The 22750-nt window shown below is 54.0% G+C and carries 14 protein-coding genes; 10 read left to right on the top strand and 4 right to left on the bottom strand.

The features are described from left to right. Window positions 1-46: 46 nt before the first annotated feature. Window positions 47-4390 carry a protein kinase gene (locus IPM28_03700; protein MBK9172097.1) on the bottom strand — a complete coding sequence of 1448 codons (4344 nt, stop codon included), beginning with the start codon at window positions 4388-4390 and terminating at the stop codon, window positions 47-49. A 183-nt stretch (window positions 4391-4573) separates the two neighbouring features. Between IPM28_03700 and IPM28_03695 the strand changes: the two genes are divergently transcribed. From IPM28_03695 to ribD, 4 genes are all read left to right on the top strand, one after another. Continuing rightward, window positions 4574-6478 carry an HD domain-containing protein gene (locus IPM28_03695; GenBank protein MBK9172096.1) on the top strand — a complete coding sequence of 635 codons (1905 nt, stop codon included), beginning with the start codon at window positions 4574-4576 and terminating at the stop codon, window positions 6476-6478. Continuing rightward, the gene (locus tag IPM28_03690; protein ID MBK9172095.1) at window positions 6441-8129 is read left to right on the top strand and encodes a hypothetical protein; all 1689 of its coding nucleotides are present in this window, start codon (window positions 6441-6443) and stop codon (window positions 8127-8129) included. Before IPM28_03695 ends, IPM28_03690 begins: the two co-directional genes overlap by 38 nt. A 108-nt stretch (window positions 8130-8237) precedes the next feature. Then, window positions 8238-9272: a signal recognition particle-docking protein FtsY gene (ftsY, locus tag IPM28_03685; protein MBK9172094.1), complete on the top strand. Its 1035-nt coding sequence runs from the start codon at window positions 8238-8240 to the stop codon at window positions 9270-9272. 67 nt (window positions 9273-9339) lie between these two features. Further along, window positions 9340-10431 carry a bifunctional diaminohydroxyphosphoribosylaminopyrimidine deaminase/5-amino-6-(5-phosphoribosylamino)uracil reductase RibD gene (ribD, locus tag IPM28_03680; protein MBK9172093.1) on the top strand — a complete coding sequence of 364 codons (1092 nt, stop codon included), beginning with the start codon at window positions 9340-9342 and terminating at the stop codon, window positions 10429-10431. Between the two features lie 42 nt (window positions 10432-10473). Here the strand turns inward: ribD and IPM28_03675 are convergent, their stop codons facing one another. After that, window positions 10474-11952, bottom strand: coding sequence for a DUF1501 domain-containing protein (locus tag IPM28_03675; protein ID MBK9172092.1), 1479 nt, complete (start codon window positions 11950-11952; stop codon window positions 10474-10476). Between the two features lie 5 nt (window positions 11953-11957). Further along, window positions 11958-14093, bottom strand: a complete 2136-nt coding sequence (locus IPM28_03670) for a DUF1800 domain-containing protein (protein MBK9172091.1) — start codon at window positions 14091-14093, stop codon at window positions 11958-11960. Between the two features lie 133 nt (window positions 14094-14226). On the opposite strand from IPM28_03670, the gene rsmA reads away from it, so the two are divergent. After that, window positions 14227-15039 carry a ribosomal RNA small subunit methyltransferase A gene (rsmA, locus tag IPM28_03665; GenBank protein ID MBK9172090.1) on the top strand — a complete coding sequence of 271 codons (813 nt, stop codon included), beginning with the start codon at window positions 14227-14229 and terminating at the stop codon, window positions 15037-15039. A gap of 14 nt (window positions 15040-15053) precedes the next feature. On the opposite strand, the gene IPM28_03660 is transcribed toward rsmA, so the two are convergent. Beyond that, entirely contained in the window at window positions 15054-17873 is a 2820-nt protein-coding gene (locus IPM28_03660) for a hypothetical protein (GenBank protein ID MBK9172089.1), read from the bottom strand. A gap of 210 nt (window positions 17874-18083) precedes the next feature. On the opposite strand from IPM28_03660, the gene IPM28_03655 reads away from it, so the two are divergent. From IPM28_03655 to IPM28_03635, 5 genes are all read left to right on the top strand, one after another. Beyond that, window positions 18084-19745 (top strand): ribonuclease J, encoded by a 1662-nt coding sequence (locus IPM28_03655; GenBank protein MBK9172088.1) that lies wholly within the window; start codon window positions 18084-18086, stop codon window positions 19743-19745. 7 nt (window positions 19746-19752) lie between these two features. Continuing rightward, window positions 19753-19956 carry a PLDc N-terminal domain-containing protein gene (locus tag IPM28_03650; GenBank protein ID MBK9172087.1) on the top strand — a complete coding sequence of 68 codons (204 nt, stop codon included), beginning with the start codon at window positions 19753-19755 and terminating at the stop codon, window positions 19954-19956. Further along, complete coding sequence (locus IPM28_03645) at window positions 19956-20393, top strand: ACT domain-containing protein (GenBank protein ID MBK9172086.1); 438 nt, start codon at window positions 19956-19958, stop codon at window positions 20391-20393. Before IPM28_03650 ends, IPM28_03645 begins: the two co-directional genes overlap by 1 nt. Before the next feature lie 240 nt (window positions 20394-20633). After that, complete coding sequence (locus tag IPM28_03640; GenBank protein ID MBK9172085.1) at window positions 20634-21176, top strand: hypothetical protein; 543 nt, start codon at window positions 20634-20636, stop codon at window positions 21174-21176. Window positions 21177-21948: 772 nt separating this feature from the next. Further along, window positions 21949-22719 carry an SDR family NAD(P)-dependent oxidoreductase gene (locus IPM28_03635; GenBank protein ID MBK9172084.1) on the top strand — a complete coding sequence of 257 codons (771 nt, stop codon included), beginning with the start codon at window positions 21949-21951 and terminating at the stop codon, window positions 22717-22719. The last annotated feature ends 31 nt before the right edge of the window (window positions 22720-22750 follow it).

Below are 22750 nucleotides of genomic sequence, written 5' to 3'. Positions count from 1 at the left end.
GATGCCGGTCAATCCGCTTTCCTAATGCGGGCGATGGAAGCGGTCGCTAGGGGTTCTTGAGGCGTTCAAGAAGGCGTGTAAAGCGGGGTTCGCGTTTAAGAGATTCCAGCCGAGGGTCGACTTCCGCGAAATTGAACCCATGAGCACGCGATGATTCGGCTCGTTCGAGATGGTCGAGAGCTCGCTCTTTATCACCAAGCGCAAGATAGGCAAGGGCGGTCTCGTAGGCGTATACCGACGGGTTCGCCCGTATCTCGGGCGCGGCCGCGGCCGCCGCGAGCCGTGCGGCTGCCTCGCCATTTTCGGCTCCTGCACGTCCGACCTGGACGGCGATGATCTGCCACCCGGGATCGCCCTCGGATCCTCCGCTGTAATTGACTTCCTTTACGAACGTTGCCGCAGCCGCCGGTCGATCGCCCAAAACCGAATACGCCCACCGCTTGACTTTGAGGGCGGGCACGAAAGTCCTGTCGATTTCGAGCGTCTGATTTGCAGAGCTAATGGCACCCTGTACATCGCCAGTGTAGAAGTTCACGACTGCGATAGCCGAGAGGACCGCCAACGAGCGCGGATCGAGTGAACGGGCGGTCTCGATCTCTTGGCGAGCTTCAACGGTTTTTCCCGTTGCTGCGAGAAACAATGCGAACCAGTGATGAGCTTGCGACAAAGAGGGATTGACCTGCAGTGACCGCCTGAAATCCAATTCGGCTGCGTTACGGTCACGATCGGCGTAAAATTTGATGTAGGCGTTGGTCGCATGAGCCTCAGCAAGCCCATCATCGATCGATAATGCCCGCGTCACCATTTCCTTGGCTCGTTGATATGCGTCCGGGGGCGGGTCGACATCGTAGAGGTTCAGGAGCGCGTAGGCGTCTGCCATTCCGACATAGGCCGGTGCGAAATTGACGTCAAGTTTGATGGCATTGCCGAACGTAGTAATAGCCTGACGAAGATCTGCCGATGTTCGGCGGGTCAGCTGGTATCGACCGATCAAGTAAAGTTCATATGCTTCTGGATCCTGGGTATAACTCTTTTCGACCTGAAGCCTCTCAAGCGGTTGGGGAATGATGCCCAATGAGTTCCATATTCGTTCGGCAAGTCGTGTCTGCATACCGAAAAGGTCTTCGTTGTCGGCGGCGAAATCCTCCTGCCACACCTGGCTTTCCGCCGCGGTATTGATAAGCGAGGCTGACAAGATGGTCCGCCCATCGTTCCGCAATAGACGGCCTTTTACAATGAATGAGGCACCGACGTCAGCGGCGATCTCTTTCGGCTCTGCGCTTCCCAATGCCCGGCCCGTATTCGCCGATAAAACCCGTAAACTGCGAATGTTCCCTAGTTTGTTCGTTAGAGCGTCGGCAAGGCCTACGCCGAGATTAAAATCTTCCGGCTCATCCGAAGAAAACGGAAGAACGACAAGGGTCGGGTTCTGATAACCGATCGGACGCAAAACCGGTGATCGAGGAGCAATAAATCTCGAAACGCCGATATAGCCAACTACTAATAATGCGATGATGCCGCCGATGGTGGCCGCCTGCCGCCAGCGGGCAGCCGGATGCGGCCATCTGCCGGTTTCGCCTTCACCGCTGTCGGTGATGCTCGTTTCATCGATCACCAAGGTCGTACGATCATGGAGCCTCCGGACAGCGCGAGATCGACTACCGGTCGTCGCCTGATTCTTATCATTCGATCTATCTGAGTCGTAGATCGAAGAATAGTTTGCCTTGAACGCGTTGTAACCGATCTTTTCGGCGATGGACCTAAATCGCGGCTCGTCGCGAAGCGGGTCGAATACCGGTTCGATGTGCATCCAATTGAGCCAGGGCTCTTTCATCTCGAATGCACGCTCAAGATGCGCGAGCGCATTTTCACGATCATCAAGGTACATGTATGCGAGAGCAAATCCGTAAGGCGAGACAAAACGATCCGCCGACAGTTCTTTCAGCCGTTCGATCTTTTTAACAGCCGCTTCCTGCCGGCCGTCCGCAGCCAGGCATTCGGCCTCGGCAAGCATCGAAAATATCCCCTCGCCCATCAGTTCGTGGGCCCGTGAATTCTCCTTGAGCGCGAGATCGGTCTTTCCGATCAGGCGCTGGACCTTGCTAAGGCCGAAATGCCCAAAACTATAATCGGGAAACTCAGCGATGACGCGCTGATAGTGGGCCTCGGCGTCGCTGTATCTTCGTGCGTAATAGAGTCCCCACGCGCGATTGTGGTGATTGAAAGGCGTAAGCGGATCGATCTCGATGCTTCGCCTCGCATATTCGAGGCCTTCGTCAAAACGACCTTCTGTAAAAAGGACGATCGAATACCAAACATATGCGCTCGCATTGCTGGGGTTAAGATCAAGGGCGGTCAGGAGATGGTGCTCGGCACGCGACCAATCGTATTCACCTGCGTGAAGCGAAAAGCCCAGGCTTGCATGAGCCTCCGACAGGTGCGGATCGATCTCTACCGCTCGCGAAGCCGAGGCGATGGCCGGTTGGAAGCACTCCTGCGGAGGCAGAACGCCGATCATCCCGAGCCAATTGTAATAGTCTGCGATGCCGGCATGGGCGAGAGCGTAGCCTGGGTCGGCAGCGATCGCCTGATGAAAGCTTACGAATGCCTTTGCAAGGCCATCTTCGGTAAACGAGTTGAAGAAATATCGGCCCCGCATATAGTGTTCAAAGGCCTCAGGAACATCGGTACCGCGTTTTGCAAATTCTTCGAGTTCACTGCCGGTCAATTGAGGCAAAAGCGACTCGATCACCCGATTTGATAAAGTGTCCTCGAGAGTCAGGACGTCCGAAAGTGTTTCGTCGATCGAGGTCGCCCAAATTGCGGCATTCTCGGCGACGTCAAGCAGCTGAACGGTAACGCGAAGCCGGTCATTCGCCTTTTTAATGCTGCCATCGAGAATGTAATCGACCTTAAGCTCGGTGCCGGCTGCGATCGGATCGGTCGAGACCGAATCGAAGGCTATGATCGAACTCGTAGGCCTAACGACGAATCGCCTGACCTTGCTCAATCGCGTGATCAATGCGTCTGCGAGCCCGAGCCCTAGAAACCGGTCCTCGGTGTCGCCCGCATTGCCAAGATTGATGAATTTGAAGGGCAGAACGGCCACCGCCTTGCCGCTGTCCGAGGGCTTTCTGACCGTTCCCTTCGCGGCCTTTGGGCCGGGAACGAATCTCGGTGCGGTGACCGGAGCACCGTTCAGATGTCGGCCTATATCCTCAGAGAACGCTTCAACGCTCGAATATCGATCGGCCGGGTCTTTTGATAGAGCCTTCATTACGATGCTATCGATGTTGCCGCTAAGACCCGCGGTCAAAGTCGAAAGGTTTGACCGCCGAACATCAAGATACGATGAAGGGTTTTCGGTATATTGAGGGAGAAGATTGACTCTTTTTGAGAGGATGGCGCTTGGCGGTTCAGGCGTAACCTCGCAAACGACCTTTGTGACCTCATGCAAGGCTCGCCCGGCAAAGTTGTAGGGTCGATGGCCCGTTAACAGTTCATAAAGGAGAACTCCGAGCGAGTAGATATCGCTGGCGGGCGTGACGTCCATTCCTTCGACCTGTTCCGGACTAGCATAATCGGGCGTCATCATACGGAGCATGGACGCCGTCGGGTTGACCGATTCGTGTATCAGGTTTGGATCGAGGATCTTAGCGATGCCGAAATCAAGGAGTTTTGGAGTGCCGGCCGCATTGATCAGAATATTGCTCGGCTTGATGTCACGGTGAATTATCTGTCTCGAATGGGCGTATTGAATCGCCGAGCAGATCTTTCTGAAGAGCCTTAACCGCTCAGGAATACTAAGGCGCCGCGAATCGCAATAGTTGTACAGCGTCTCGCCTTCGATAAATTCCATTACGAAATAAGGAACACCGTCCACTGTAGTTCCACCGTCGAGTAGCCGGGCGATATTCGGATGTTCGAACGACGCGAGGATCTGGCGTTCGTGTCGAAAACGACGGACGATGAAGTCGGAATCCATGCCACGCTTGATCACCTTTATCGCCGCCTTTTGCGTGAATTCACCATCGGCCCGTTCGCCAAGGTAAACCGCACCCATCCCGCCTCTACCGATCTCGCGAACTATTCGGAAGGCTCCGATCTGCTCACCCAAAAGTGAATCAACATCGTCTTTTTCGTTTCTGCTGCCGAGCGAGTCGGAGATCTCTTTTTTTACGTTTGTGTTGAGGAAACTGCTGTCGGTCCAGACCGGTGACTCGATAAAATCAGAGGCCGCATCGTCGCCCTCAAGCAGTCTTTCAACCTCCCGCCGCAAGAAAAGATCACCCTTGCAGCGTTCGTCCAAGAAACGCATGCGTTCCGCGGTGTTCAGGTCGACTGCCTCGGAAAATATCTCTTCAATGGCTTTCCACTGCTCTGGCAACATTTGCCCTCTATTATAACGGAAATCGCGCGCTAATCTATTCAGCGGTATTCGGCAATTCGAGGCGCGGAAAGAAAAGCCGGTTTGGTCAGCTATCTTGAGCATCGTTCCGACGTTAAAAATTGTTGACCACCGTCTCTATTTGTCGTAAACTTTGTTCTGGAGTCCTACCTTGTTCTCACCTCAATGCCCCCGAAACGAACGAAAATCAGCCTGGTTTACTTTGTCATTTGCACCCTTCTCCTCGTTGGGCTGGTTCCGCTTGTATTGACCGGCTGGTTTCTGTCGGAACGAAGCGGCCAGGAACTTCGGGCGGTCGAAAATCGCTATCAGATCCAGTTAGTTCAAGAAAAGGCGCGTCAGATCGAAATGTTCGGCCAGCGTCATTCGGACCTGGTTGTCGGATTGGCAACGGCATTTTCACTTGCCGGCGAGGGTTCCGTTTTCTCGTCTGCCAAGACCGACGCAAAACTGGAGGCCACGCTGCGGGAAAACCCAGACCTTCTAGCTCTCTACGTCAGTCCGTCAAGCGCCGAACCGCTTTCGCTTTATCGTCCCGGCAATATCGGACGGGAAGAGATACAAACGATCGCAACGCAGATACTGGACGGCCTGTCCGATCAGAAGATCCTGATCAGCGAGCCGAAGGTTATCGGTTCTGCGAAAGAATCTGTAATGGCGATGGCCTCGCCGATAATCGTGGACGGAACAAAGATCGGATCGGTTACGGCGATCGTTTCACTTCGCGAGATCTCGAGACGAGTGGTCGGTTCAAATGCGATGACCGAGAGTGATCTATGGAAATCCGGGCTTCCGATCATTTATGTGGTCGATCAATCCGGTCGAACCGTATTTCATCCGGACCCGGCATTGGTTCGTGACCAAAGATCGCTTACCGAACTCCGTATCGTTGACGAATGGCAGCAGTCGAATCATCAGATCCAGTCCGGACTGGTGCCTTTTTCCGCGAGCTTCGACGACGTTACGCACGATATGATCGGGGCCTATTCGACTGTGAACATCGCGAACCAAACCAAGTTCGGCGTCATCACTATGCAGGACGAAGCAAAGGCACTTGCATCTGTAGGCGAAATGCGGACGCAGACATGGCTTATCAGCCTTCTCTTTGCACTTCTGGCGCTGTTGATCGGCTCATTCGCAGCTCGTTCTTTGACCTCGCCGATCCTGAAACTATCTTCAGCCGCCGAGCGGATCGCTGCAGGCGACCTTTCAACCCGCGTCGAATCGAGAAATATAACCGAGATCGGAACCCTCGGCGAATCGTTCAATACGATGAGCGATCGGCTCGAGCAGTATATCGAAAGCCTGGCAAAGGCCGCCCGCGAAAACCGCGAGCTCTTCGTCGGTACGGTCAAGGCGCTCGCGGCCGCAATTGACGGCAAGGACAAATATACGCGCGGCCACTCAGAACGCGTCGCGAGAATATCGGTAGCGATCGGAAAACAACTGGGTATGGGTGAAGAGGAACTAGAAACGCTCAGGATAAGCGCATTGCTTCACGACGTCGGCAAGATCGCCATCGACGACAGTATTCTCAAAAAGCCGGCTGCATTGACCAAAGAAGAATTCGAGATAATGAAGACCCATCCGGTAAAGGGTTACAAGATCATGTCGCAGATACCGGCAATGAAGGACTTCCTGCCCGGGATGTATATGCATCACGAGATGGTCAACGGTCAGGGATATCCGCAGGGCCTGAAAGACGCCGAGATACCGCTTCAGGCAAAGATCGTATCTGTTGCGGACACCTTCGATGCAATGACGATCGATCGGCCATATTCGAAGGGTATGCTGCTGCCGGAAGCATTGGACAAGATCCAGGAACTCGTCGGCACACGGTACGACCAGAGCGTCGTCACGGCGCTTGTAAAAGGCTGCGAGTCTGGCGAGATCGGGCGAGGGGTGGTCCAGTTCATAGCAAACGCACAAAGCGGAACCGAAAAACAGATCAATGTAGGGGTGGCCCGTTCGCTTGAGAGTTCACCGGCCGCCGACGACCTACTCGATATCCCGCCTTTGTCCGTCCATCCGAATGAGCGAGCAAATTCAAACAGAGATATGGCAGGTTGAGGTCGCCGGAAAGATCTACGAGGCGCCGTTTACCGAATTATCCGAATGGATCGGCGAGGGATCGCTGCAGCCTGAGGATAAGGTCCGCCGCGGAAATCTGCGTTGGATCGAAGCCCGGCGCGTTCCGGCGTTGATCCCATTTTTTAATGCAAAGGCCGCGGGCAGGACGCCGTCAGTGGTTGTAAGCACATCATCAACGGCCCAGGCAAGCGAAGAAGTTGCGGCCCATCAGATTCATCGAAATGAACCAGCATTGACCGCGGTCGTTGAAACGGCAAGCGTCTCGCCTGACCCCCGGCCCGCGATCCAAACTGGTTCTGCCGATCCGACGGTTTGCTCGCGTCACCGTGATGCACCAGCGACATACGTCTGCGGCGGCTGCGGCAGATCTTACTGCAAGGCGTGTCCAAATTCCTACGGAGGCACTGTAAAGATATGCCCTGATTGCGGACAGCTATGCCAGCAGATCGATAGCTCACCTTCCGGCGATCGGAAAACTCACACCACTTCGGCTGGAATGGACCAGCCTTTTGGAATGACCGATTTTGCTTATGCGATCGCTTTTCCGTTTGGGTTTCGTGCAAGTCTGATCATGGGCGGTGTTATGTACATGTTTTCCACGCTCGGCCAGTCGGCGTGGGGAATCGGCGGCATAATGCTCTCGGCGGCGTCTCTCATCTGTTTGATGTTCGCGAATACTCTCACCTTCGGTGTGTTGGCAAATACGATCGATAATTTTACTCGCGGTCAGCTCGCAGCGGATTTTATGCCGAGCTTCGATGAGTTTTCGATCTGGGATGACGTTGTTCATCCGTTCTTTTTAAGCATTGCTGCCTACCTCGTGTCATTCGGACCGTTCTTTGCTACTGCGATCATCGGAGTATATCTGGTCCTGAGTGCGGTTTCGTCGCATGTTGAATCGATACAGGCCGATCTGCAGCGAATTCCAGGAACGCCGTATTACGCCGGACGCGAACCGGACGTTCAATCTGAAGAAGTCCGAAGGGTTTTGGAGGAGCACGTCCAGCGAAGAGCGGACGAACTCGATAGGGTGAGTCGTAATGCCGAAAGCGGAACGCAACCGATCACATCGGAACCAGAAAACACATTTGGAGGCATCGCGCCGACAAATATCGACCAGGATACGCTCGATCAGGAAGAGTTGTGGCGCTCGGTTCAGGACGCGCGCCGAGAGCAGATCGAAGCGATAGCAGGAAAGACGCCCGAAGAAGAACAAATAGAGTTTCAGGCCATGGTCAGCGGCTTTCTCAAATTAGCGGCACCGCTCGTGGTGATAGGAGCGATCGCATTCCTTTGGGGTGCTTTTTTCTTTCCGGCCGCGTGTGCGGTTGCCGGATATACACGATCGTTCATGGCAACGATAAATCCATTGGTCGGGCTCGATACTATCAGACGGCTCGGGCTCGATTATATTAAGGTCCTCTTGATGGGCCTGGTCATCGTGATCGCCGCTTCTTTCGTAAGCGGCCTGTTTGCTGCGGTCTTTTCGCCATTTGCCATGCCGGGGATCGGTAACCTGCCGGCCAAGGCGTTTGCAGCCCTTTTCGGGTTCTATTTCAGCGTTGTTTTCTCGTGCATATTAGGCCTAATGCTCTTCAAAGCCTCGGGCCGTCTCAAGCTTCCGAGATAATTCAACTCACATCATCAAAGGTCGAATAATATCGCACGTTGTTGGTCGTGCGATATTTTTCTATAATTAGGGTTTTGCCGATGCAGAGCGTGCTCGGACAATAGATGTATGGCATTTTTCTGGAAGCGAAAGAAGGACGATGGCTTTTCGTCATCAGTGTTAGGACTCGACCGATCGATCGAGGAACTAAAGGCACAAGAGGCGGCCGTCGAACGGGAGCTTGGGGTCCGGTTCTCAAATGCCATTTCGAAGACCCGCGATTCAATAAACACAAGGCTTGACACGATCTTCGAAGGCCGTAAACAGATCGACGACGTTCTTCTGGACGAGCTCGAGGAAATGCTCATATCGACGGATATCGGCGTGCAGACGACGCTCAAGGTGCTGGAGGCCGTGAGAACCGGCGTGTCTCGCAAAGAGATAAACGACATCGCTGCCTTGAAGGCCGTGATGAAGTCAGAATTGCTCGATATCCTTAAGCATTCGACCGAACACGGTGTTGCCTCAGAGACGGCTGTCGACGATACCATCAAGCCTTACGTGTTGATGGTCGTCGGCGTGAACGGTGTCGGGAAAACAACAACGATCGGGAAATTGTCGCAACGGATCAAAGACGAAGGTAACGACGTCCTCATATGTGCTGCCGATACATTCAGGGCCGCTGCGTCCGATCAGCTTGAGATCTGGGCAGAACGGGCAGGTGTTCCGATAGTGCAGCAAAAACAGGGGACGGATCCGGCGGCTGTGCTATTCGATGCATTGCAGTCGGCAAAGGCCAGGAATTCTGACGTTTTGATCGTTGACACCGCGGGCCGTTTGCACAATAAGGCGAACCTTATGGCGGAGCTCGAGAAAATGAAAAGGATCGCCGGTCGGGAAGTAGTAGGTGCACCGCACGAGACGCTTTTGGTGATCGATGCCGTAACCGGGCAGAATGGGCTAGAACAGGCACGACAGTTTACCAAGGTCGCAGATGTTACCGGCATCGTGCTTACAAAACTCGACGGAACTGCAAAGGGCGGTATTGCGATCGCGATCGCGAAGGAGCTTAATCTGCCGATCAGGTATGTCGGCATCGGCGAACAGGTGACCGATCTGACGGTCTTTGATGCCGAGAATTACGTGAACAGCCTGTTTAGTTGATTACAGCGGTCCGACGCTTGAATGCTGGAAAAGCAAATTGATCGATCAAACCACAATCGACGTTGAGATGACCGAACGCGCCCTTGAACTTGCGCGGGCCGGTGCGGGACAGGTCTCTCCTAATCCTCTTGTAGGCTGTGTCATCGTCTCTGCAGCCGGACAGGTCGTCGGCGAGGGGACGTACATCAAAGAGAAAATCGTTCACGCGGAGGTCATCGCCCTTGAACAGGCCGGCGAGCAGGCAAAGGGCGGAACAGCGTACGTTTCACTCGAGCCGCACGATCACTTCGGAAAAACGCCTCCGTGCACTGAAGCCTTGATCAACGCCGGTATCCGCCGCGTCGTTTGCCCGATCGACGACCCAAATCCGCTGGTATCCGGGCGGGGATTCGAACGACTTAAGAACGCCGGTGTCGAAGTCGTCAAAGGGATCGGCTCTACACAAGCGTCTCTGGTGAACGAGAAGTTCATTCACTGGCATAAAGCACAACGGCCGTTCGTCCATTTGAAGCTTGCGATATCGCTCGATGGTAGGATCTCGGTCGACGGGAGCGTGTCTACTGCACTATCCGGAGAAGCGGGCAGAAACAGAGTTCAGGAAATAAGGCACGAACACGACGCGATCCTCGTCGGCGCCGCGACCGTCGCAATAGACGACCCGAATCTTACCGACCGAAGCTTGCGCAAACGAAGACGCCCTCTTGTCCGGATCGTCCTGGATAACCGGTTACAGACACCTCTTGAATCCAAATTAGTTCGAACCGCAAAGGAAATTCCGACGATGATCTTCACGAATAGTGGAGACGAGAGCCTGATCGGAGCGCTGACGGAAATGGGTGTCGACGTAGTTCGATCTGACATGGGCGGCCGGGATATCGGGGCCGTGCTTGGCGAACTTCGCAAGCGCGAAATTCAAAGCGTTCTGGTCGAAGGCGGATCTGAGGTCGCCGGCTCGTTTGTCGATTCCGGTTTCGTTGACAAGTTCACTTTCATCATTTCGCCGATGATCATCGGCGGCCGATCAGCTCCTGTTGCGATCGGCGGCGCCGGGCCCGCGAACGTTCACGAGGCCTTGAGACTTGCGAACGTGACCCATAGGTTGCACGGCAGCGATCTGGAGATAACCGGGTATCCGCAAGAAAAAGACACCGGCGCTTAATGCTCCGATGTCTTACCCAAGAAGCAAATACTCTGATCAATATCAGCTCGACTGCATGAAGCCGAGGTCGGTCGTGGTAAAGTTCTGCAGGTTCGGGAACACGTAGTCCATGTCGCCTGGCTCCAGGCCGAACCAGCGAGCCAGCGTCGCGGCATATTGCTCGACCGACGTCGTCGGTATCCAGCGGCCCCGCGCGGCCGAATTCGTGTCAGCGTCGTCCGGGCCATTCTGAACAAGCGTTGGAAATGGCGTTCCGTTGCTTGTGTTATTTCCGTAGAAGTCGCCGCCATTGACCGCACCGCCGAGAACGAATGCATGATTGCCCCAAGCGTGGTCGCTGCCAACGTTGCTTCCTGATGAGGCGGGGTTGAATGTTCGGTTGAAGTCCGTAAGCGTGAACTGCGTCACCTTGTCAGCAATTCCCTGAGCCGTCATTTCATCATAAAAGGCACGCATCGCCTGGCTTAATTGGATGAACAATGCGTTCTGCGCTCCCAACTGTCCCGAATGGGTGTCATAACCATCCATTGAGCAATAGAAGATCTGACGGTTTACCCCAACGGTCGTTCTCGACTTTATCAGCCTGGCGATCTGCTTCAATTGATTTCCAAAATCTGTGTTCGGGAAGACGGCTGTCACCTCTGAACCGTTGTTCAGACTTTGGCTTATTCTTATCGCCTCGCGATGTATCTCGTTCGAGGCGGCGATGATATCACTCCCTTCGGTCAATAGATTACCGGCGTTCAGCGCCGCGAGCCGGGCATTTGCGATCGGCGTTCCATTGTAGCCTGTGAGCGAAAGGACGGTGCTGAGCGGCGTCGGGGCGGGCGCAAGAGAAAGCGGTTGGGTGTCTTCACCAACCGTAAAAAGCCGCGTGCCCGCGAGCGAACTGACCGTCGGTATAAGCCGATTGGGATTGGCGGGGATCGTTACTCGGTCCGAAATGCGGCCACCCCAGCCCGAGAGCATCACGATATCCGCGCTGGCGTTGTGGTGCTGATTTGTTTGATCGGAATGAGAGAAAAGCTGTCTTGGCCGCGGCAAACCGTCGATATACTGCTGCCGCGTAAGCGGTTGGACAAGTGTGCCGACGTTCGTGACCACGGCAAGCCGTCCGGTACCATAGAGCGGATGGATGCCCGGATTGACCCCGCCATTGACGGTTCCGAGAGCCGGATGCAGACCATACTGCAATCCGCCGATCCGTGGGACCGACATCGGCAGCAAAGTGCTCTGACTCAGCGCCAGCCCTTGAGAGCCGCGTGCGGCGCTGTATGCCGAATAGTTGCTGACGCCTGCGTCATTGTGTATCGGCACGACCATATTATTCCCGTCGTTCCCGCCGTTGAGGTAGATGCAGACCAAGGCCCGGTAGTCCGTTGGGACGACCGAGCCTGGCCGCGATCCTTTTGCCTGTGCGTAGGTGTTGATCAGGCCAAAATAGTCGGGCCGCATCGCGAGGGTCGCCATCGACAATCCACAGGCGGTGCCTCGAAGGAACTTGCGTCGTGATTCATTCATAACGTTCACCTCTGGATCTGGTACTGCGATGAGGCAGCGATAAGGTAGATTGCGGTTCTGACCCGCAAAGGGTGATTGGTTTCGGGAACAGCCTGAATGGCGTTGAGTATCGCGCTTCGGTGTCCATCAGAGATCGCACTGTGGAGCATCTTTCGGTTAAGGATGTCGAGCAAAAGTGATCCGCTGGCATCGTCCTGCGAGAACGGCAGATACTCGCTGATATCGAGCGACGTTCCGCGAAGAGAATCGGTCGCATTCGCAGTGAGTCCCTCAAAAACGAACGTATGAAGGAAATTTGTACGAGCGACGGCTCGACCGGTGTTCAGTATCTCGAACTCAGGAGCAAGGATCGTGGTCCCCGGTATCACGTAATCAGGCGCGAAGTAATTGAATACCGTCGGTGAATAAAACGGGTGCTGCCCGAGCTTTGCGGCATGGCTTGCCAATGCTCCGTCGCTGATATTCTCGCCGCTAAAGTCCCGGGCCGGAAAGATGCGGCCGAGATTTGTGATCAATTGGACAGGTTCGCGAAGCTTGCCATAGCGCGGAGCTGTCTTCATATCGCCGCGAGCCTCAGGATCGAGCAATATTGACCTGATCACCGTGGGCATGTCACCTCGGACGCCATTGCCGTTATCGTTGAATTTCATCGCGACCCGTTCGATATAAGCAGGTGACGGATCGCTTGTCACGAGGTGCTGGATAAGAAGCTTTCCAATAAAGGGTCCGACATTCGGATGATGAAATATATTGTCCAACGCCGCTCTTAACGAGTTTTCAGCATAAAGCCTCGTTTGCTCGGGGGTTGTGCAGTCAGTACATTCGCTGATCGAGGTGACAGGTGCGCCTGGATAATCGAGAAGGGTCTTCGCCGTCAGATCGTGATTCCCCGGAACGACGATCATCGGATCCTTGTAATTGACGATGCCGGGTCGCGAATTCTCACAGGTGATGTTGCAGAATGTCCAACCCGTGAAGACTTTCGTAAAGTTGTTAACGTCATCCTGATCGTAGGTCTCTATCGGGTTGCCATTATTGTCGAGCTGAACGGTGCCATCGAGGTTTAGCTTGTACAATCCGATCGAAAACAACTGTAGGATCTCGCGCGGATAGTTTTCGTTGGGATTCGTTCTTGTACTGCGGGCCATATCGAGATAGTGGCCCATCGCCGGATTCAAGGTTGCGGCTTCCATCAGAGATCGGTAATTTCCGAAGGCATTGTCGCCGAGCATTTTGTAGTAGGCGATCTGGTGGCTTGCCTGTTGAACGCCGACACCGGACGTGACCCATATCTGACTCAACGCCCATGCTACACGATGCCGCAGCTGCGCCTCGCCGTACATTGCTTCGAGGAAAAACCACTTCTGCAGGGGCATCATCGTGTAATGTTCTCGGTAACACGCGGGGTGTGACGCGGCTGTGCAATTGCTCGGAGGCGTCGTCGGCATCTGCGTTATATTCGGGTACGGCGATGACGGATAAGGTGCTTCGAACTGCTCGGCCAGCCAGGTCCGTAAGCCGATCCGGCGCAAACGCGAGTCAAGCAGTGACGACGGCCCGAACGTCGCCTGTTCAAGAAAGCGCTTTCGGTCGCCGGACCACCGATAGCCGCCAGCGGCTTCCGACACATTCGAAAATTGGGACGCATACGCAAGGTCGTTCGGAAGATCGATCGGGCGATCGCCTTTACCAACATTGATCTTTACGACGTTGCTCATCAATCCACGCCAAGTCAGATAGACCAACGATTCGCCGTCCGCAGACGGCTGACCGCGAAAGCCGTGCCGATCGAAAATACGAACGCTAAGCGCCAAAGTATCTTTGTCGTAACTGGAGAGATCGGTGTTTTGGAGTTCGAACGTTTTGCCGCTTTTTTGCCGCAAGAACACCCGGAACGAGTTCTGTCCCTCGAACGGCATCAATTCCAACCCGTTCAAAATGAGGGTCATCGTCGAACCCGGCTCAACGCGGGTCGTTTGACGCCGGTCAACGATCTCGCGTCCAGCCGATCGACCATTCGATTTGATCGCGATGACCATTGGGGCAGGAGAATTAGGGTCGGGATCGGCCTGACCAGAAATGTTGACGGTAATGGCAAGCGCAGTGATTACTGCAGGCAGCGAGCGAAGAATTTTGCGCATACTCGGACTCCGGGGCAAAGTACGTGACGGACAAAAACGAAAGTGACGCGAAAAAGACAACTCTCCCTGTATAGTTTATATTTACGGGAAAATCAAGATTTGTTTTTGTAAATGGGTTGCGGCTGCGGATCAGATGAAGGGCTCGAAACATACAGCGAAGCGGGCCAAAAAGAGTCTGGGACAGAACTTTTTGGTTGACGAGACGATCATCGAACGGATCGTGGATGCTCTCGATATTGACGCCGGCGATCGCGTCATCGAGATCGGCCCAGGCCGCGGAGCGCTCACGGATCGCCTTGTCGATTCCAATGCAACGGTAGCGGCGATCGAATTGGACCGTGATCTGATAGGGCCTTTAAGAGAACGATACGCGGGAAATAGTGCGGTACAGATACTTGAGCAGGACGCTCTCACCGTGAAATACGGTGAAGTGTGGCACGGGAATACGGCTTCCCCGGCCAAGCTGGTTGCTAACCTTCCATACTATATCTCTACACCGATCCTTCAGGTGCTTGCCGATCAGCGTCCGGCGTTTTCCCGATTGGTATTGATGTTTCAACGTGAAGTTGCCGAACGGATCGCGGCAGAGCCGGGCTCATCGGCTCGAGGCTTTATGACCGTACTCGTTGAAGCCGCGTTCGAAGTAGAGCACCTGTTTGACGTGCCGCCAACGGCATTCGAACCAATGCCGAAGGTTTGGAGTTCAGTGATTCGCCTGATCCCCAAAAGTTCAATTGATGTAAACGAACATTTGTTTCGAACGATCGTATCGGCGGGCTTCGTGCAGAAGCGAAAAACGATCCTCAACAACCTGAAGTTGTATTCAAAGGAGGCATCTACATTATTGGAGACCGCGCAGATCGAATCCGGCCGCCGAGCCGAGACACTTTCGCTCGAAGAATGGATCAGGCTTTCAAACGCATTTGAGAAACACCAAATGCGATAGGGCAGGTCTCGGTTTCACGGGACGTTCGATGCTGGTACCGAAAGGTCAGAACTTACGCCAAACTGCTGTATCCTAACGCTTCCCGTGCCGTAAGAATAAACAAACCATGTTCCGACGTCAGGACGATAGATGCCGAGATCCGATATCCCATCGCCGTCGTAATCCCCGGGCGAAGGCGTATCGTTACTCAATCCGAATTGCACCGACGAATACGATCGATCCGAGCTCTTCAATAGATGCCAGACACCATTTCCGGGCCGCCATACCGCGATGTCTGAGCGGCCGTCACCGTCATAATCACCAATCACTGGTTTATCGTCTGGCAGGCCGAACTGTATCGCCATGAATCCGTCCTGGCTTCGCTGAACGTACCAAACTCCATCGCGGTAGACCGCGAGGTCAAAGCGCCCGTCACCGTCATAATCCGCAGCAACGGCTTTGTCGGCAGGCAGCCCAAATTGAGCCGCTCTAAACCCGTCCCTACTGCCCAGGATGTACCACGTTCGGTCGTTCGGCCGAAAGACAGCGAGATCGGAGCTTCCGTCGCCGTCATAATCGCCGGGCTGCGGAATATCGCCCGCAAGCCCGAATTGCAAAGCCGCGAAGCCCGCCGTTGAGCGAAGTAGATACCAGATTCCGTCACGAAAAACTGCGTGATCGGTTCGGCCGTCGCCATCAAAATCGCCCGGAGTAAGGCGGTCGGTCGGAAGTCCGAAGTTGACAATGCTCACCGAATTATCGGAACTGCGAAAAACATACCAGTTTCCCTCGATAGGGCGATATACCGAAATATCGGTCTTGCGGTCGCCGTCGAAATCGACGTATTGCGGCACAACCACGGAGCTCGAATCACCAAAAAGTTTGAAGGTCAACAACCGTGAGACAGCCAATCCATTTTGGGCTGCCGGATCAGGGACGTACCACCTGCCGTAAAAGGTTCGGCCAGCAAGCGCGCGCGTCGAAGGAAGCGGAATGTTAACTGAAGCATAACCGCGTCCGTTCGATGCTGTTTCCAATGGAGCGGTGACGCGCGAAAACGTTCCGTACGGGGGAACCGTGCCCGAATTTCCGGGATCCGAGCCGCTGATGACCAGTGTCGCTTCCGAGCCTGGCAGAGCATTCGATAGAGAGACAATAAAGTTGGGGTTGCCCAAAAGCGGCGGTGAGATCGCGTGAATCTCAGGCACCAGAGCATCTGTCCCGACGGTTCCGGTTCCGCTGATCGTTGGTACCCGGTCAGATTCGGTGTACAGGGCGGGCCGAGCGAACTTTCCCGTTTCGTTCGCGACCCGTGTGTCAGTTAACGGCCTTTTCAGGAATGCGACGAGGTCGGCCTTCTGCCCGGCCGTAAGGTTTCGCGGTTGAACCAGGTTCGAGGGGAAGTTCGGCGCATTTGGAAAATCGCCGCCGCGGTCATAAAAGTCGACAACCTGTTCGAGGGTCTCGAAACGACCGTTATGCATATAAGGCGCGCGTAATTCAACATTTCTGAGGCTCGGCACTCGAAACTCGGCGATATTCAGCGGATTCCCCGTTACTTGAAAGCGCCCAGTATCTTCGTTTTGCGGCCGGATCCCGATATTTATGAAAGCGTTGTTGGTAAAATTCGTTCCGGCGTGGCAGACATTGCAGCTCACCTGATTGAATACACCGCGTCCTCGCTGTTCCTGAGCTGTCAGCGGTTGAATTCCGCCAGCGGCCCGATCGAACGGGGTCTGATCGGAAAATAAGGTGCGTTGGTAGGTCGCGATGGCCATAGCAATGCGAACCGGCGTGACGCCGGGCGATCCGAACGCCTCAAGAAATAGATCCGGGTAGCTGCGGCCGCCGATCCATTCGTTCAGATCGGCGGGCACCTGCGGCGAAAGAACCAGGGGCTTTGATCCAGAAATACGCTCTGCGACATTTACCCAATCGCGGCCCGTATGTCCCATTTCGACACCGCTTGTCGGAGGTTCGATCGACTGGCTTTCGAGGGCCCCGCCGGCGTTGATGACGATAATATTCGTTAGCGGATCACGAAACGTCGGTGTCGCGCGTCCGTCCCAAAAAAGTGTCGGAGAATACGCGGCATTTATGGTCGAATTCGCTTTCCTGGCCGTAACCTGTTCGTCGATTCCATAGATCGAAGACCACTGGAACGTTCCGTCGGGCCTCGTGATCGGCACGCCGGGAGATGCAAGGATGTCGTCGGCATTATTGAAAACCCCGTCCGGGCCCGGATTCCTCGACGCCAAATTCGCTGCCAGCGTCCGCGGGTCAGAACCACCCCTTGAAGTAATATGACACGTTCCGCACGAGACCGTTCGTGTGGACGAAAGCTGCTCGTCCCAGAACAAGGCTTTGCCGAGTTCGATCTTTGCTGCCGTGACCTGATTTGCCGGCGGCATCGGCGGCGGCTCCTGCGGCGGAACCGGCCCCTGCGGGCTGCCGATCGCACGAATCCCCTGCGTCGATGCACTGGTACCTCCGATCAGAGCTCCGTTTTCAGACCTCACCCAGTAGAAGAAGGTCTGGCCGGCAACGGCGTCGCTATCAAAGAAGGAGTTTGCCGGGGTCGAGCCGATCTCAGTTGCCGTTGAGAGATCATTTACCGTATTCCGGAAAATACGGTATACGGCTGCGCCTCTTACCGTACTCCATTCAACGCCGATCTTTGACGCATAAACATTATCGGTTGCGCTGACATTAGAAGGTGCATTCAATGAACCCGAACCGGTTTGAGCATCAACGACCCGAGCGACATTGACAGAGACATGTATCGACGCCGCGATCGAAAAAATAAGGATGACCGCTGATTTAACGATGATGGATCGACGCACAAAGGTGGACATAAGGAAGCAGAAGCCGTCTCAGAAAACTCTCAATATGACGCAGCTACCGCGAATTTGGTCGATTTTATTACAGAATTGGAGAGATTTCACATTTTCTGATTGCCGGTGACCAACGTCGGCCGTCGACCGGCCGATACGGATGAGCAGGGCGGACGGACAGATGTGATATCATTTTCGTTTGATATTCAAAGGGAACGAGGCACAAACAGCTTGTCTAAAATCGAAATAATTCCGCTCGGCGGTATCGGCGAGTTCGGAATGAACTGCATGGGTATACGTTATGGCGACGAGATGATCGTCGTTGACGCCGGAATGGGTTTCCCGGAAGAGACCCCTTTCGGTGTCGATATTTCGATCCCGAATTTCGATTTCCTTGAAGAGTATCGCGACGACCTGACGGCATTGATACTCACTCATGGCCACGAAGACCATATCGGGGCGCTTGCCTATATCCTTCGCAAGTTCAACCTTCCGGTCTATGCATCGCGGTTCACGCATGCCCTCGCCGAAAAGCGGCTCGAGGAGTTCAAAATGCTCGACGATGTTTTGCTTCATCGCGTCACTGCAGGCGATAAGATCGAGGTGGGCAACTTTCAGATCGAGTTCATCCATGCATCGCATTCTTTGGTTGATTGCTTTTCGCTTGCGATAACGACGCCGATCGGCACGATAATCCATACCGGCGACTACAAGATCGACGATACGCCGGTCATTGGCCGGCCGTATGATCTAAAGACGCTGAATCGCATCGGCGACGAAGGTGTGCTCGCGCTTCTCGGAGATTCTACAAATGCCACCGTTCCTGGCCGCACACCGTCTGAACAGGCCGTGATCCCGGCGTTTCGTGAGATTTTTGAGGAGACCGAAGGCCGGCTGTTCGTCGCGACCTTCTCGTCATCGCTTCACCGACTCCAGATCGTCTTTGACGTTGCCCATGAGTACGGCCGAAAGGTCTGTGTTCTTGGGCGATCGATGATGAAGAACGTCGAGATCGCCGAAGAACAGGGGCTTTTGAAGATCGGTCATGGAACGAAGATCGATCTTAGCGACGCCCGCGCGCTCGATGACGACGAGATATGTTATCTGGTCACCGGCTCACAGGGAGAGACGCGTGCCGCATTGTGGAATATCGCTACGTCAACCTACAAGGGGATGCAGATCGAAAAAGGTGATACGGTCGTGCTCTCAGCAAGGATAATCCCAGGTAACGAGAAGAGTATCAGCCGCCTGATAGGACATCTCTATAAACGCGGTGCCAACATAATCGAAGAACGCAGAAGGCTCGTTCATGTATCAGGCCACGCATCTCAGGAAGATATCAGGATCATGGTGGAGGCGGCACGCCCACGCTATGTGATTCCTATCCATGGCGAGTATCGAATGCTGTTTCGCCACAAGGAGTTCGTAAAAAACCACATCCCGGGCTATACGGATGAGAATATTGTCCTCATCGAGAACGGGGATGTCCTCGAACTCGATGAATATGGCGCGAGAGTCATCGCAAATCACGAGCTTCATAAGACCTTTATTGACGAAGAGTCACTAGGCGAGATCGAATACGATGTTGTCCGCGAGCGAAAGAAGTTGGCTTATGGCGGAGCGGTTTCGCTCGTCGTTACGGTCAACCGGTCGACGCATGAACTGGTCGGTGAACCGCAGATATCATTCAACGGCGTCGCCGGTCTCGATCTGACCAACGGATTCACGTCGGATGCCCGCCGTGCGATCGCCGATGCGGTAGGTGAAATGAAACGTGACCAGATCGCCGACAAGACGGTATTTAAGGAAAACCTGCGGATCCATTTGAAGCGATTTGTTCAAAAAGAGCTCGGGACCAAGCCCGTTATCGTTACCACAATAGTCGAGGTCTAGTTGCCCGATGGACTCACTTCCGTACTTGTTTGCCTTCCTGATCTTCATAGTTCTTTTCTGCATTTGGCTCTACGCAGTTCTTGACGTTTTGAGAAGCGACTTTCGAGCATCAAACGACAAGATCCTATGGATCATTGTAGTCTTCATCGGCAGCATTCTCGGTGCCCTCATTTATCTAATGCTTCGCAAGCGATACAAGAAGGTCTATTGATGGAAAGTGCGATAGACATACTGCTCAGGACATCGGTTGAGATCGCCCCCGAATCGTTTGCGATCGTTTCTGTCAGTTTCGACACGTGGCACCGCCTCGTTTCGGAACCGGACCGTAGTCCGCGGATGACTGCTCCTTTCATGGTCTTCATGGACAAGTATGAAGTGACAATGGTGCTGGATGAGATCGATCTCGCCAAAATGAGGCCAGGGCTGGAAGACGCGAAGATCGAAACCGGGTATCGTTTGTTGACGTTCGATACTGTCATGGATTTCGATGTGATCGGGTTCATCGCTGAAGTATCGCGAATACTTGCGGCTGCTGAAATTCCGATATTGCCGCTATCGGCGTTTTCTCGTGACCATCTTCTGATCAAGCAGATGCATTTGGCAGCAGCCCTTAAGGCGCTCGGCCCACACGTCAAAGAGCTTTGCTGATCTGTATGGCCCGCACGGCGGCTCATGCGATCGGAATGCACTTTGTGTTCATTACAAAGAGCTATTTCCGACACCTCTCTAACTGAAATCTCGCGCATTTCTTTTCGCCATTTTCGTGTATGTGTGAGAACACACAGACCCGCGCTGACACGCAACCTAATATCAATTTATACCCTGATTCACATTAGGTCAGAATCGTGCCCACACTCATTTTGAAGCACTTAATAAAGGGGAAATAATATGGAAAATCAAGCCACAAGTCGAAAAACCGAGGACGGAATGCTAACCGGTATGTTTACCGACAAAGACAGCACCGAGAACGCTTACAGGTCGCTTCGCGATCGGGGTTACTCCGACGACGAGATCAATGTAATAATGTCTGATTCGACGCGCGACGAGTATTACAAGAATGATACAGAATCTGAACTCGGCAGCAAGGCCGCCGAGGGAACTGGAATTGGAAGCGCAATTGGCGGAACACTTGGAGCCATCATAGGCGGAGTGGCCGCGATCGGCACAAACCTGATCTTGCCAGGCCTCGGCCTGATCGTTTGGGGCCCACTTGCGGCCGCGCTTGCGGGAGCAGGTGCGGGCGGTATAACGGGCGGGTTGGTTGGAGCCCTTGTTGGTTGGGGGATTCCGGAAGACCGGGCAAAGCTTTATGAGACTGGTATTGGTAACGGTGGAACTGTTCTCGGCGTAACGCCGAAGTCGCCTGAAGATGCAGAGTTCTTTGAAAGCGAATGGAAGACCAAGCATAACGGGCAGCATATCTACAGATAGACAGTATTTGCTCATACCCGGGACGCAGCGAGAGTTAGCCGCGTCCCGGGTATTCTCAAGAGGTTGTCGCGAAGAAAAGGTCTTCCTTTCTCCTTCAAACTCCAAAGCGATTCCTCGACAGAAATAACTGAGACGTAAGAAACGAAAATTTTATGAAAAGCAAGACAACTGCGATCATCTTGTCACTCGCCATGTGCGTAATGACAGGATGTACATCCACCGCAAATAATGCGAACACTCGGGGTTCAAACTCGAACAATGCCTATTTGGTGAACAATTCAAATTCTTCCCCGATGACGACAAATGCGGGTCGCACGGATTCATCTGCAGCGAATTCCGCAAGTCCCGTCAACGGCATGAATCGATCAAATTCGATGGTGAACGCGAACAACCAAAACCGGCCGTAACTCGGTCGGCGGAGAACTAGATCAATGAACTCAACAACACTCTTAATCGTTATAGTTGTACTGGTACTTCTTTTGGGTGGCGGCGGCTTTTGGTACAGAGGCCGACGAGGTTAGACCGCGAGAGGTCTCGCGAACTTTTTGACATGAGAGGTCTGTGCTCCCCAATAGGATCACCTTTTTGTCAGACCAATGATTTGAACCCTGCCGATGTTATCGATCGGCGGGGTTTCGTTTTTACAACGCTAGACGGCGCTGATATTGCTGCGAAATGTGTTTATCATTCGATCGATTACCCAGAATCGATATCCGATTCGGAACCGTTTCACTTTTCGAACCTTGGTTCAGATTGTGTTAGAGTTACGCGAATGAATTGGAATGGCAAGGTGATCTTCTTAACCGGTGCTTCTAGCGGCATCGGCGAGGCACTTGCTCTTGCGCTTGCGACACGAGGAGCAATTGTAGGGCTCGTTGCAAGGCGGAGGGAGATGTTGGACGATCTTGCTGACCGATGCCGGGCTGCGGGCGGCCAGGCACGATCGTACGCGCTCGATGTTACCGATGAAGTTGCCGTTTACGATGCGGCGGATGAAATGCGTTCCGAATTCGGACACATTGACGTTTTGATCGCCAACGCCGGTATTGGCGGCAATGACGATGAGACACGGTCGTACAAACCGATTGCGGTCAAAAAGGTGATCGATACCAATCTGATGGGAGCGGTCAATGCAGTCCACGCCGTCGTGCCGAAAATGGTCGAACGCGGATATGGCCAGGTCGTAGCGATCTCCAGCCTTGCAGGATTTCGAGGTTTGCCCAAGTCGGCCGCATATTCGGCAAGCAAAGCCGGTATGACAGCGTTTTTTGAAAGTGTCAGGCTCGATCTCAGGCACACCGGCGTCGATGTTACGATCATTCAGCCCGGATTTATCCGCACTCCTTTGACGTCCGGACGAGCGAACAAAATGCCGTTCCTGATGGAACTCGACGATGCGATCCCGAATTTCATCAGGGCGATCGAGAAAAAGAAGAAGTTCGCCGCGTTTCCATGGCAGCTTGCCACGATCGTCAGAGCCGGTAAGCTCATGCCCGCCTGGCTGTATGACCGCATCGCGGGTAGAGCACGATACCGTGAATAGATTCGTTCGCTCGAAAGCGGTATAATCTCCG

The organism is Chloracidobacterium sp., from assembly GCA_016716305.1.
In the GTDB taxonomy this organism is placed as follows: domain Bacteria; phylum Acidobacteriota; class Blastocatellia; order Pyrinomonadales; family Pyrinomonadaceae; genus OLB17.
Note: the sequence above shows the minus strand (reverse complement) of the source record. Positions and strands in the feature narration are given on the sequence as shown.

What these genes read in the sequence shown, in the direction of transcription:
- IPM28_03700 (MBK9172097.1), bottom strand. Translation starts at nt 4,390, where the DNA reads ATGTTGCCAGAGCAGTGGAAAGCCATTGAAGAGATATTTTCCGAGGCA.
- IPM28_03695 (MBK9172096.1), top strand. Translation starts at nt 4,574, where the DNA reads ATGCCCCCGAAACGAACGAAAATCAGCCTGGTTTACTTTGTCATTTGC.
- IPM28_03690 (MBK9172095.1), top strand. Translation starts at nt 6,441, where the DNA reads ATGAGCGAGCAAATTCAAACAGAGATATGGCAGGTTGAGGTCGCCGGA.
- ftsY (MBK9172094.1), top strand. Translation starts at nt 8,238, where the DNA reads ATGGCATTTTTCTGGAAGCGAAAGAAGGACGATGGCTTTTCGTCATCA.
- ribD (MBK9172093.1), top strand. Translation starts at nt 9,340, where the DNA reads ATGACCGAACGCGCCCTTGAACTTGCGCGGGCCGGTGCGGGACAGGTC.
- IPM28_03675 (MBK9172092.1), bottom strand. Translation starts at nt 11,952, where the DNA reads ATGAATGAATCACGACGCAAGTTCCTTCGAGGCACCGCCTGTGGATTG.
- IPM28_03670 (MBK9172091.1), bottom strand. Translation starts at nt 14,093, where the DNA reads ATGCGCAAAATTCTTCGCTCGCTGCCTGCAGTAATCACTGCGCTTGCC.
- rsmA (MBK9172090.1), top strand. Translation starts at nt 14,227, where the DNA reads ATGAAGGGCTCGAAACATACAGCGAAGCGGGCCAAAAAGAGTCTGGGA.
- IPM28_03660 (MBK9172089.1), bottom strand. Translation starts at nt 17,873, where the DNA reads ATGTCCACCTTTGTGCGTCGATCCATCATCGTTAAATCAGCGGTCATC.
- IPM28_03650 (MBK9172087.1), top strand. Translation starts at nt 19,753, where the DNA reads ATGGACTCACTTCCGTACTTGTTTGCCTTCCTGATCTTCATAGTTCTT.
- IPM28_03645 (MBK9172086.1), top strand. Translation starts at nt 19,956, where the DNA reads ATGGAAAGTGCGATAGACATACTGCTCAGGACATCGGTTGAGATCGCC.
- IPM28_03640 (MBK9172085.1), top strand. Translation starts at nt 20,634, where the DNA reads ATGGAAAATCAAGCCACAAGTCGAAAAACCGAGGACGGAATGCTAACC.
- IPM28_03635 (MBK9172084.1), top strand. Translation starts at nt 21,949, where the DNA reads ATGAATTGGAATGGCAAGGTGATCTTCTTAACCGGTGCTTCTAGCGGC.